General features: G+C 62.2%; 7 protein-coding genes, 1 tRNA gene and 3 pseudogenes. 3 read left to right on the top strand and 8 right to left on the bottom strand.

The genetic code is table 11. The annotated features are described in order from the left end of the window. From AC1DWF_RS25985 to AC1DWF_RS25965, 5 genes and pseudogenes are all read right to left on the bottom strand, one after another. A pseudogene (locus AC1DWF_RS25985) lies at window positions 1–181 on the bottom strand (aminotransferase class I/II-fold pyridoxal phosphate-dependent enzyme); the annotation flags it as partial. 8 nt (window positions 182–189) lie between these two features. After that, entirely contained in the window at window positions 190–1,866 is a 1,677-nt protein-coding gene (locus tag AC1DWF_RS25980; protein WP_476783425.1) for a serine hydrolase domain-containing protein, read from the bottom strand. A 32-nt stretch (window positions 1,867–1,898) separates the two neighbouring features. Continuing rightward, window positions 1,899–2,771, bottom strand: coding sequence for an ABC transporter permease (locus tag AC1DWF_RS25975; RefSeq protein WP_476842208.1), 873 nt, complete (start codon window positions 2,769–2,771; stop codon window positions 1,899–1,901). After that, window positions 2,768–3,805 carry an ABC transporter permease gene (locus tag AC1DWF_RS25970; protein WP_476783423.1) on the bottom strand — a complete coding sequence of 346 codons (1,038 nt, stop codon included), beginning with the start codon at window positions 3,803–3,805 and terminating at the stop codon, window positions 2,768–2,770. Before AC1DWF_RS25970 ends, AC1DWF_RS25975 begins: the two co-directional genes overlap by 4 nt. Window positions 3,806–3,881: 76 nt before the next feature. Beyond that, complete coding sequence (locus AC1DWF_RS25965) at window positions 3,882–5,768, bottom strand: ABC transporter substrate-binding protein (RefSeq protein WP_476789457.1); 1,887 nt, start codon at window positions 5,766–5,768, stop codon at window positions 3,882–3,884. Between the two features lie 165 nt (window positions 5,769–5,933). Between AC1DWF_RS25965 and AC1DWF_RS25960 the strand changes: the two genes are divergently transcribed. From AC1DWF_RS25960 to AC1DWF_RS25950, 3 genes and pseudogenes are all read left to right on the top strand, one after another. Further along, the gene (locus AC1DWF_RS25960; protein ID WP_476783421.1) at window positions 5,934–6,887 is read left to right on the top strand and encodes a LysR family transcriptional regulator; all 954 of its coding nucleotides are present in this window, start codon (window positions 5,934–5,936) and stop codon (window positions 6,885–6,887) included. A gap of 270 nt (window positions 6,888–7,157) precedes the next feature. Continuing rightward, window positions 7,158–9,037: pseudogene (locus tag AC1DWF_RS25955) on the top strand (ABC transporter ATP-binding protein). Between the two features lie 46 nt (window positions 9,038–9,083). After that, window positions 9,084–10,304: an alanine racemase gene (locus AC1DWF_RS25950; RefSeq protein WP_476804253.1), complete on the top strand. Its 1,221-nt coding sequence runs from the start codon at window positions 9,084–9,086 to the stop codon at window positions 10,302–10,304. A gap of 222 nt (window positions 10,305–10,526) precedes the next feature. Here the strand turns inward: AC1DWF_RS25950 and AC1DWF_RS25945 are convergent, their stop codons facing one another. The 3 genes and pseudogenes from AC1DWF_RS25945 to AC1DWF_RS25935 form a co-directional block, all read right to left on the bottom strand. Beyond that, window positions 10,527–11,051 carry a P-loop nucleotide/nucleoside kinase family protein gene (locus tag AC1DWF_RS25945; protein ID WP_476786898.1) on the bottom strand — a complete coding sequence of 175 codons (525 nt, stop codon included), beginning with the start codon at window positions 11,049–11,051 and terminating at the stop codon, window positions 10,527–10,529. 139 nt (window positions 11,052–11,190) lie between these two features. Further along, a tRNA-Ala gene (locus AC1DWF_RS25940) sits at window positions 11,191–11,266 on the bottom strand. Window positions 11,267–11,411: 145 nt separating this feature from the next. Beyond that, window positions 11,412–11,525, bottom strand: a pseudogene (locus AC1DWF_RS25935) (TIGR02300 family protein); the annotation flags it as partial.

Below are 11,525 nucleotides of genomic sequence, written 5' to 3'. Positions count from 1 at the left end.
GCATGTGGGCCAGCGTGCCTGGCCCCATGCCATACTGCCTGGTCGCAGCGCAGGCCGCCTCGATCACCTCGGGGTGGCCGTGCAGGCAGAAGTATGAGGTGCCGCAGTAATAATCGACCTCGCGCCCGCCAATGACCATGCGGGCGCCAATGGGCGATTCCATTTTGAACGGAGCGGTCATGATCCTGATCAGGCCGCCACCGCTTGGGAGGATGCGCGGCGCTCCAAGAACATCGGCCCGACACGGATGCCGCGCTTGCCATTGTCGTCGACGGCATCGAGCTCCAGGATTTCGTCCTCATAGAGCTTGCCATGCATGCGGAACCGCCCTTCCTCCACCGGCTCGCAAGCATGGGTGCAGAAATACTCGATCAGGCACTTCAGCCCGCCATGGCTGTAGGTCAGATAGGTGATGTTGAAGTCCGGACCATACTCGCCGAGATGCGGCTTGATTGCGTCGGGCACAGTCTCGTCGACAGGTGCGTCGATGCGCGTCCAGCTTGCATCCTTCCACACCAGTTTGCCTTGCGCGGGGAAGGACAGGTTCATGTGGGCATAACCGGCACCGCGCCCATAGATGCGGCCGTCGATGACGAAGTCCTTGCCAGCGACGGGGCGGATCTGCAGCGGCACGCCATCGCCCATCAGATAGAGCTTGCCGGCCTTGGCCTTGACCTCGACGACTTCCTTGGTGGCCTCATCGCGGTAGTAGCCGGGCAAGGTTTTGAACTGCTCGTCGGCAATGACCGGCGGGCGCTGCATGCGCTCCAGCGCCTTGCCCATCTTGCGCTCTGAAAGCGCGATGCGCAGGCCGTCGATGCCAAGCCGCGAGGCGATCTGGTTGGCGAAATCGAGCGTCGCAAAGACCAGCACGCCGATGCCGGCGCCCGGCAGGATCAGCATGTGCGAGGCATAGCCGTAGACCGCGCCGCCATGGCCGACCGACTCCCAGCCGTCGACGTCGCCCGCACCGAAGCACAGGCCGTAGCCGGCCATCGACTTGTCCAGGCTGTCGGGGCGCTTGCCGAACGGCGTCCACATCTCGCGCAGCGAAGCAGGCGAGACGATCGAATTGCCCTTGGCATCGAAGCCACCGCGCAGCAGGCACTGCACATAAAGCGCCATGTCGCCGGTGGTGGAAAAGATGTTGCCGGCCGGCGAACCGCCAAGGCTGAACACCGGCGCCGGCGTATCGCCATCGAGCGTCCACATGTCGGCAGGGGCAAGCCGCTCGCGGATACCGGGCCCCATGCCGCATGAGGACTTGTTCATGCCGAGCGGCTTCAAGATGTTTTCGGCGACATAGTCGGAATAGCTCTGGCCGGTCACCACCTCGATGACCCGCCCGACAACGGCGATACCGGCATTGGAATAGTGCATGATGCCGATGCTCGGATCCTGCTTCAGCGTCGAGCTTGCCAGTTCGTTTACCGTATCTTCGAGCGGCGGACGGGTCGCATCGAGATAATGGCCGCTCTTGGGCTCACGCACCAGACCCGAGGTATGCGTCATCAGCTTGCGCAGCGAGATCACCGAACCGTGCGGCCCGCCCTCGGCACCGGCGAACGGGTTGATCGGGTGGAAGCCAGGCAGATAGGTCGACACGTCGACATCGATATCGACCAGCCCCTTTTCAGCCAGCTGCATCATCGCCAACGAGGTGAAGGTCTTGGTGATCGAGCCGATGCGGAAGCAGGTGTCTTCGCCCATGTCGAAATGGCGATCGCTGCGCTGAATGTGGCCTTTGGCCAGGACGCCGTCGCGATCGACGAGCGCGTAGGAAATCGACGGGATCGCCTTGTCTTCGACTTCGTAGCGGATCAGGTCTTCGAACAACTCGATCGAGGCAGCAGACAGAGAAGGCATGGAAAAACGCTCCTTGAATCGCAATGGGGATCTCAATGGGAATGGCGAGGGTCGAGCATGTCGCGCAGCGCATCGCCGACGAGATTCCACGACAAAACGAAGAGGAAAACGGCAGCACCGGGGAAAGCCAGCGTGTACCAGAACTGGAACGGGTTGCCGGGCTGACCGACKATCCAGTTGCGCGAATAGGCGATGAACTGGCCCCAGTCGGCGTAACCTTCTTCGGTGCCGACACCGRGGAAGCTGAGTGCCGACGCCGACAGCACCATCGAGCCGGTGGCCATTGTCGCCAGCACCAGCACCGGGAACATCGCATTGGGCAGGATATGCAGCACGATCAGCCTAAGGTCGCTCGCGCCGTAACTCCTGGCCGCGTGGATGTAATCCATCTCGCGGATTCTCAGGATTTCGCTTCGCACGATGCGGGCATAGCTCATCCAGCCGAAAGTGGTCAGCGCAATCGTGATCGGCCAGATGCCCTTGCCCAGCAGCGCCGTCAGCACCATCGCGGCGATCAGGAACGGCACCGCCATGAACACGTCGACGATGCGCATCAGGATTTCTTCGGCGAGCCCGCCATAATAGGCGGCGACCGCACCGACCACAGTGCCGATCAGTACCGAGATCGCAACGACGCCGAGCCCGATCTTGAACGCCGTGCGGGTGCCCCAGACAACGCCGTAGAAGATGTCGTACTGGCCTTGCGTGGTGCCGAAGAGCGCGTCGCGGGACGGCGGCATAGGCGTTGCCAAAAAGCCGGCGCGCGGCGTGTCGTAGGGCGAAAGCTGGAAGCTCTGCGGTGGCGCCAGAAGTGGTGCGAAGATGGCGATCAGCACGAAAGCCAGAAGGATCACGACGCCCAGCAGGGAGACCGGATTGCGCGCGAGGTAACGAAGAAACTTCATTGCGTCTTCACCCTCGGATCGAGCAGCGGATAGATCAGGTCGACGATCAAGTTCATCACGACAAGGACGACAGCGAAGTAGAGGCCGAAGCCCAGGACCGCCGGAAAATCGAGATTGGCGGCGGTCTTTGCGGCAAACTGGCCAAGGCCGGCGTAGTCGAAGATGGTTTCGGTGATCACGACGCCACCCATCATGACGGCCAGTTCCATGCCGGCGATGGTGGCCACCGGCAGCAGCGCGTTGCGCCGGGCGTGCTTGAGCTCCACCACGCGGCGCGGCAGCCCCTTGGCACGAGCGGTGCGGACATAGTCCTGTCGCAGCGTCTCCAGCATCGAGGTGCGCATCACCCGCGTCATGCTGGCGACGTTGACATAGGTCAGCGTGATGACGGGTGCGGCGAGATGGCGAAGCGAGTCGCCGAAGATCGCCCAATTGCCGTTCAGCAACGCGTCGATCGTGTTGGCGCCGGTGTAACGGACGAATTCTTCGGAGCTTACGATCGTTTGCGCCCATTGGCTGAGCCGGCCGGGCGGGAACCAGTCGAGCGCCGAATAAAAGATCAGCAGCATCAAGAGGCCGAACACGTAGACCGGAAACGACCAGCCGAGGATGGTGAAGATGCGGATGACGTGGTCGGGCCAGCGGTTGAGGTAGATGCCGGCGCGCGAGCCGAGGAATACGGCAAGCAGCAGGCATGGAATGAAGGCCAGGACCACCAGTTCCAGCGTCGCCGGAAACAGCGACATCAGAGCCGTCGACACCGGCTGCCGCGCGGTTTCCGACCAGCCGAGATTGCCGGTCAGGATGCCGCCGATCCAGCGGCCGTACTGGATGTAGAAAGGATCGTTCAGCCCGTATTGCTCGATCATTCGACGGATGCTTTCCTGGCCCCCTTTGAGGTAGTCAGGCGACGGCGCGTAAGCCGCCAGACGCTGCGTCGGCGACAGCGACATCTGCAGCGCAAAGATCATCAATGACAGAGCGAACAAGACGATGGGCAGCATCATCAGTCGTCTGAGTGCGTAATTCAGCACGGGTCCACACGTTCCGATTTCAGGGGAAATGAAGCAGTCGGCACGTCGGACAAGCGTCCGACGTGCCTGAAACCAATCAGTTGTTGGCCTTGGTCACCGGGTAGAAGTCCCAGGCGCCGTAGAGGATCATGTTGTCGACATAGCCATCGATGTTGTTGCGGACGACGACGTAGCCGAAGTCCTCCCACAGGAACTGGGTGGTGGCGTAATCGTACGACATCTCCTGAAGCTTGGCGTAGATCGGCTCGCGCACGGCTGGATCGCTCGAGGCCCAGGCTTCATCCAAAAGCGGCTTGAACTTCTCCGCCATCAGGTCGCGGTAGCCCTGGCCGGCCATGCCGCCAACCAGACCGGTGGGCGAGAGGTAGTAGCTTGCCGCACCCAGCGGGCCGCCCGGATCGGAATAGTCGGGACCCCAGCCCATCACAGTCAGCGGGGCCGCCGGCTTTTCGCGGTTGTTGAGCTTGTCGGACACGGAAGCCCATGGCAGCGCCTGGATCTGCATCTTGAACTTCGGGTTGATGCGCGACAGGCCCTGCTGCAGCGCCGACAGGGAGGCTGTCAGCTGCGGGTAGCCTTCCGTCACATAGGCCGTGAAGGTGAAGCCGGTGTCCCACAGCTTGCCGCCAAACGCCTTTTTGAAGTGCTCTTCGGCCTTAGCGGGATCGTAGCTGTAAATAGGCGAATCCGCGCGATAGCCCATGATGCCGCGCACCGTGGGACCGCGCGACTGGACGGTCTTGCCGAGCAGCACCTGGTTCAGCAGCGCGTCATAGTTCTGCGCATAGTTGAAGCCCTTGCGCACGTCGATGTCGGCGAAGAAATCCGGCGGAATGCCGGCACCGTCCAGCTTGCCGCTGCCGATCGCCGGGTTGTCGTTGTCGTCGAGCGGCCAGGCGAAGAAGATGCCGCGCGAGAACACTTTCTGCAGGCCGTCGATGACCTTGACGCCTTCGGTCTTGCTCAGTTCGTCGATGAACTCGACTGGTGTCGTAACGAAATCGGCGTCGCCTGACAGAAGCTGCAGGCGCCGTGTCGTCCATTCCGGAACGGTGCGCATGACCACCCGCTCAAGCTTGGCGGGGCCCATGAAATAGTTGTCGAAGCGCTTCAGCGTGATGCGACGGTCGGTGCGATCCCACTCCTCGAGCATGAACGGACCGGTGCCGTTTTCCTCGGCAAACAGCGGATTGGCGCCGAGTTCCGGGCGATAATGCTTTTTCCAGTCGTCGCCCGAACCATCCCAGCCGCCAACCGAGGCGACCCATTCCTTGTCGAGGATCGAGGTGCCGAACGGCAACGCGATCACGCCAAGTGTAGCAGGAAACGATTTGGGCAGCTTGAGGGTGACATTGTCGCCATCGACGACGATCTGCGATGCCAGCTGGTCATAGACCTTGCGCAGCGTTTCAGGCGTCGCGTCGTTGACGGATTTGACCTTGCCTTCTGTTTCCACCCACTTGGCGATGTCGGTATACTTGCCTGCGGTGATCACCTCGGTGATCGCGTTCGACATCCATGACTGTCCCTGGAGGATGGCGCGCAGCAGCGAGTAGCGCACGTCCTCAGGCGTGATCTCGCCGTAGCCCGGCTCGATCGCGGCCTTCTGGGCATCGGTCAGCTTGTCGTAATACTCCCAGGTGATCTTGCCGTCAGCGCCCTTGACCCCAACCTTGTGGGCATGGACGCCCTTGCGGATCGGGAAGGTGTAGCTCACCGAGCCGTCGTCGGCCTGCTTGATGAGGCCATTCTCCAGCGACGGCACCTCGGTCGACAGCGACGGCACGAATTCGGAGATCTTAGAGCCGTTGAAGTTCAGCAGCCGGCTGTAGATGTTGAGCGCGCCATAGGAGCTCGGCGTATTGGCGATATAGGCGGGGTCGAACGACTGGATGTCGTCGGTCCACATGAAGACAAATGTTCCGGGGTTCTTGGTCTCGGCCATGGCGGGGGCAACCGTCATGCCGAGCCCCAGGCAAAGGGCTAGGGCTAAGGCTCGTTTCATCATCGTTCCCTTGTGGTGGAGGCGGAAGTTTCTCTTCTCGTTAGGGAAAGGCTAGAAGAGCGCTTGCCGGTCTGTCCAATGTGTAGATAGGATGGACTATGCAAAAGACGCATGAGGCCCGGCATGGAACTGCAATGGCTTGAAGATTTTCTGGAAATTGCCGCGACGCGGAATTTCTCAACGGCAGCCACAGCGCGGAATATTTCGCAGCCGGCCTTCAGCCGACGCATCAAATCGCTGGAGAGCTGGATCGGGGCAGACCTGATCGACCGCAGTACCTATCCGGTGCAGCTGACCCGCGCCGGCAACATGTTTTTGCCTGGCTGCCAGAGGCTGGTGCGGGAGGCCTACCGCCTGCGCACCGACTGCCGCAATGTCGCCGGTGAAAGCTCGGCGATGCTGACCTTCACTTCGCTGCACACGCTGGCGATGTACTTCTTTCCGAAGTGGATCAGCTCGCCGCTGATCTCGCGCATGCCCTTGCGCACCAGCATGCATGCGGCGGATTTCCTCGAAAGCGTCGACCATCTGTGCTCGGGCCAGTGCGATTTCGCCATAACCTATGTCCATCCCGACGGCCCGCCGGTTTTGGAGGGCGGACCGTTCGAATCGCTGCAGATCGGCAAGGATCGGCTGATTTTGGTGTCCGGAACCGACGAAAACGGCAGGGCGCTGTTCGACATCGATGTGCCCGAGAGCACTGAAATCCCTTACCTCGCCTATTCCTGGAGCGACGGCTATATCGGCAAGCTGACCACGCTGATCCAGTCGCGCTGGCGCCGCCCGCTCAATCTCAGCACGGTCTACCAGTCGGCACTTGCGGACGGATTGAAGCACATGGCGGTTGCCGGACGCGGCGTGGCCTGGCTGCCGCAGATCTGCGTCGCCGAGGCGATGAAGCACGGCCAACTCGTCCAGATCGGCGGCCCGCAAATGTCGCTGGAGGTCGAGATTCGCATCTTCAGGCGTGTCGGCGGTAGCAGCCACGATGGCGACGTGTTGTGGAGACACCTCAAGGAATGCGCCGAACTGCCTCAATACAAGAGCGGTTTTGAGTCCACCTTGGACGCGGCCTGACCGTCCAGGCACCTCGAACTGCGTGTCCGGCACGATATGCGAAGACAGGTGGCGTAATGCGTGACACGCATAGTTTTAGCAGCGGCGATCGCGACACGTTGATTTCACTGGCTTTTGCCCGAGATGGACAACGTGTCGTACGCACGAACCGCGCTTCTCACCCTCACAAGCGCGTCGGCAGCCCCGTCCCGGCCTATTGACAGAACGCCGCGCCGTTGCGTTCGATGCCCGTCAACGCAACGTCCATCGTTGAAACGGGTCCATGTGCCGATGATCCCTGCCAAAGCCGCAACACTTGCACTGCCCGAGGATGTCATCCTTTCGGTGGAGGACCTCGAAGTCTCTTTTGCGGTCCGCTCCAAGGCGAACGTGCGCGCCGTGCGCGGCATCTCCTTCACCATCTCGCGCGGCGAGACGGTGGCGCTGGTCGGCGAATCCGGATCGGGCAAGTCGGTCACCGCAATGACGATCATGCGGCTGACCGAATATGACGGCGCCGCCATCACCGGCGGCCGGATATTGATGCGGTTCAAGGACGGCAAGGTTGCCGACCTCTCCAAGCTCTCCGAAAAACGCGTCGAGGCACTCAGGGGTGTCGAGATTTCGATCGTGTTCCAGGACCCCATGTCGAGCCTCAACCCGGTCTTCACCATCGGCGACCAGATCGCCGAGGCGGTGATCCACCACCAGGACAAGACGCCGGCGCAGGCGCGCCAGATCGCGCTGAACACGCTCAAGCTGGTCCGCGTTCCCGATGCCGAACGCCGGCTTGACCAGTACCCCCACCAGCTCTCCGGCGGCATGCGCCAGCGGGTGATGATCGCCATCGCTCTGGCCTGTCGTCCGTCGCTGATGATCCTGGACGAGCCGACCACAGCACTCGACGTGACCATCCAGGCCCAGATCCTCGATCTGGTTCGCGCCCTGCAGCACGAGATCGGCATGTCGGTGCTGTTCATCACCCACGACATGGGCGTGGTGGCCGAAGTCGCCGACCGTGTCTGCGTCATGCTCAAGGGCGAGATCGTCGAGACCGGCTCCGTCTACGACATCTTCGCCAACCCCAAGCATATCTATACGCGCGCCCTGATTTCAGCCGTGCCCAGGCTTGGCAGTATGGCCGACAAGGATGCGCCGGAAAAATTCCCGTTGCTGGTATTCGAGCCCGAGCGCCAGCTCGCAGAGGTCAGCAAATGAACGCGTCCGCCCCGCACAAGGACACTCGCCAGCTGCTGGTCGAAGTCCGCAATCTGGTGACACGTTTCGACCTCAAGGCCGGCCTGTTCGGCCACGTTTCCGGCCGCGTCCATGCCGTTGAAAACGTCTCCTTCGACATCTTCCCCGGCGAGACGCTGGCGCTGGTCGGCGAGTCGGGTTGCGGCAAGTCCACCGTCGCCCGTTCGCTCATGCAATTGGACAAGCCGCGCTCAGGGTCGATCCGCTTCGACGGCACCGAACTGATCGGAGCGCCTCGTCAGGTCGTGGCGCGGTTTCGCCGCCAGGCGCAGATGGTCTTCCAGGACCCGTTCTCCTCGCTCAATCCGCGCATGACCATCGAGCAGTCGCTGATGGATCCGATGCGGGTGCACAAGCTCGGCTCGACCGAAACCATGCGCGCCCGTGCCGCCGAACTCATGGCCAAGGTCGAGCTGTCGCCCGAACACCTTGAACGCTATCCGCATGCGTTTTCCGGTGGCCAGCGCCAGCGCATCTGCATCGCCCGCGCATTGGCGCTCAACCCCCGGCTCATCGTCGCCGACGAGGCCGTCGCCTCGCTCGACGTCACGATCCAGGCGCAGGTCATCAACCTTCTGATGGACCTGCAGCGCGACATGCAGATCGCGTTGTTGTTCATCAGCCACGACATGGCCGTGGTCGAGCGCATCGCCCACCGCGTCGCGGTCATGTATCTCGGCGAAATCGTCGAGATCGGCGATCGCCGCTCGGTCTTCAACAATCCGCAGCATCCCTATACCCGCAAGCTTCTGTCGACGGTTCCGATCGCCGACCCGACGCGCCGCCCTGAGGGACGCCAGCCGATGTCCGACGAAATCCCCAGCGCCATGCGCGCGCCGGATTTCGTACCTATCGAGCTGCCGATGCATCAAATTTCATCGACCCATTTCGTGCGCCAGGTCGCAACAGGCTGACGGCGGTACCATCCAGAGTTCCTCTTCGAAATCAGAGCATTCGTAAATGACCACTTCAAAAGTGTCGCTGGCGGTCGCCCCCGTGGCTGGCAGCGTGACGTCGGATATTGGCAGTTCCTCCAGGCTGAGGATCGAGGGTCTGCGGCGACCAGCGGCCACTGAGCGGCCGACGCCTTATGTCGAGGTCGACGAGATGCGGCTGAAGCGCAACATGCAGGCCATGCAAAGCCGCGCCGACGCTGCCGGCCTAGCGATGTTCCCGCACGTCAAGACGCACAAGAGCATCTATCTGGCGCAACAGCAGCTGGCTTTGGGCGCGCGCGGCATCACCGCGTCCAAGCCGAGCGAAGCGCTGGTCTTTGTCGAGGCGGGCATCCCCTCGATCATCCTCGCCTATCCCATCGTCAGCGCGGAATCTCTCGACCGCCTGCTGCCGGCTGTGAAGGCGCATGGCACCGAGTTGCGCACCATTGTCGCAAGCGTAACAGGCGTCGAGGCGCTGTCCGCCGCCGTCATTCGCCACGGTGTCGAGCTGGGCGTCTTCCTCAAGGTCGATGTCGGCCTCGGCCGTGTCGGCCTGAAGCCAAATGACCCGGCGGCACTCGCCGTCTGCGCAAAGATCGTCGCCGCCGAAGGCCTGCGTTTCGCCGGCCTGCTCTCGCATGCCGGCCACTCCTACGCCGCCGCCGATGGCGACGCCATTGCAGCTGTCGCCCGCGATGAGGCAGCGGCCTTGTCCGGCCTCGCTGCCGAACTGAAAAGCCGGGGAATGGAGGTTGCCTGCATTTCAGTCGGGGCAACGCCCACATGTGTCGGCGCGCCGCTTCAGGCGGTCGACTGCATCCGGCCAGGCAACTACGTCTTTCTCGACGGCACGGCACTTAGGCTTGGCATCTGCACCGCCGACGATCTGGCTCTGTCGGTCGTCGCCCGGGTCGTTGCCTCAAACGACAAACATTTCATCATCGATGCGGGCTCGAAGAGCATGAGCTCCGACCGTGGTGCGCATGGCATGGGCGGCGCCGGCTTCGGTATCGTGGTTTCGGCGGACGGCGACGCTGACGCTGGTGTGTGGACGCTTGAGCGAATGTCCGAAGAACATGGCTTCGTGCCATTGTCGGGACGCACCTTGCCGCTCGGCAGCCGGGTGCGTGTTTTCCCCAATCATTCCTGCGCCTCGATCGCCAATTTCGACCGCTTCACGCTGCGCCGCGAACATGGTGAGGCGCTGACGCTGGCGGTCGACGCCCGCAGCTGCCAAACCTGACGGCATGCTGCCCCATGAGTGGCGATAGATGCCGGGATGCGAACCGTGCCAGTATCGGCGCGCGCGGCCTAGCTGCAGAGGCAGGTCGAGGCGAGTTCCGTCGAATCATTTCCGGCATCGTCGCAAAGTCCAGCCATGTCCGTTACTCAGGGGCTGAGTGATCCAGGTGGCCGGTCAGGGCGCCGAGACGCGATGGAACCCCAGTGAGTTTTGGGGGCGGGCCTAGTACTCGCCCGCACCATCCACTGGCACGTCATAGAGGGCCAACTCATCATCCGTAGGGCGCTGGAACAGGTCCGACCATCTAACAAGTGCCTCACGCGGGATATCAAACGTGCCAGCTGGAAGCTTGGCGTTGCGCTGCGAAAGCCGACACCAAAGTTCGTCAATCGGAACGTCAAGGAAATACAAGACAACCCGCGCACCAACCCCACGAGCGCTAGTGCGGCAAATGTCCCGTTCCTCCTTCGACCAGACCCCCCAGTCGACAACGACGTTGCAGCCGAGCTTCAGGGCACGGATGGCAATCTCCCATTGCAGGCTCTCGACCCTGCTTCGGCATGGGCCGGTCTCCGCTTCCGGGGTGAAGATGCCGGGGTAGAGTTTGTGCATCCACTCGTCGCCCGTAAGGCGAAGCGCAGACGTCTCTTGTTCAATCCTCTTCGCAAGCGTCGTCTTACCCGAACCGGGAAGGCCGCACGTGAGGTAAAGCGTGGGCATGGGGAACCTTTGGCAATAGTTTGCCATCCTCGAACAGCCGCAGCGCGTAGCGGGGCGATTTGTCCCGCGTCGGGATAGCTTTGACCGAACAGAGCTACGAAGCGTGGTACGCAACGCTTGTCGCCACCCCATCAAGCCACTGATTCTATGGTATTATTAAAGTAAATGGTGGAGCCAAGCGGGATCGAACCGCTGACCTCCTGCATGCCATGCAGGCGCTCTCCCAGCTGAGCTATGGCCCCACACCGGCCTAGGCCGGGTGCCGTTTCCGGCAAAGGTCGGCGCGAATTTGTCGTCCGCGCCGGTGTTGTTGGCGGCTTCTAGCGCCGCATTCGACCATTGGCAAGCCTTGATCGAAACCTTTTTTTGGTTTGCCGAAAGGGCGTGTCAGATCTCGTCGTCGTCGTCGCCGACGCCGATCATGTCGGAGACGTCGTCATCGTCTTCTTCTTCCTCGGCAAGGAAGGTGTCGTCGTCATCGTCGCCCAGATCGACGTCGTC

The sequence above is a fragment of the Aminobacter sp. P4_D5 genome, from assembly GCF_056401815.1.
The sequence above is the reverse complement of the archived record's forward strand: the minus strand, read 5'-3'. Positions and strand labels throughout refer to the sequence as shown.

Bases quoted from the DNA above. Each gene is read 5' to 3' on its own strand.
- AC1DWF_RS25945 (WP_476786898.1), bottom strand. From the start codon at position 11,051: ATGGCAAACTATTGCCAAAGGTTCCCCATGCCCACGCTTTACCTCACG.
- AC1DWF_RS25980 (WP_476783425.1), bottom strand. From the start codon at position 1,866: ATGCCTTCTCTGTCTGCTGCCTCGATCGAGTTGTTCGAAGACCTGATC.
- AC1DWF_RS25965 (WP_476789457.1), bottom strand. From the start codon at position 5,768: ATGACGGTTGCCCCCGCCATGGCCGAGACCAAGAACCCCGGAACATTT.
- AC1DWF_RS25960 (WP_476783421.1), top strand. From the start codon at position 5,934: ATGGAACTGCAATGGCTTGAAGATTTTCTGGAAATTGCCGCGACGCGG.
- AC1DWF_RS25950 (WP_476804253.1), top strand. From the start codon at position 9,084: ATGACCACTTCAAAAGTGTCGCTGGCGGTCGCCCCCGTGGCTGGCAGC.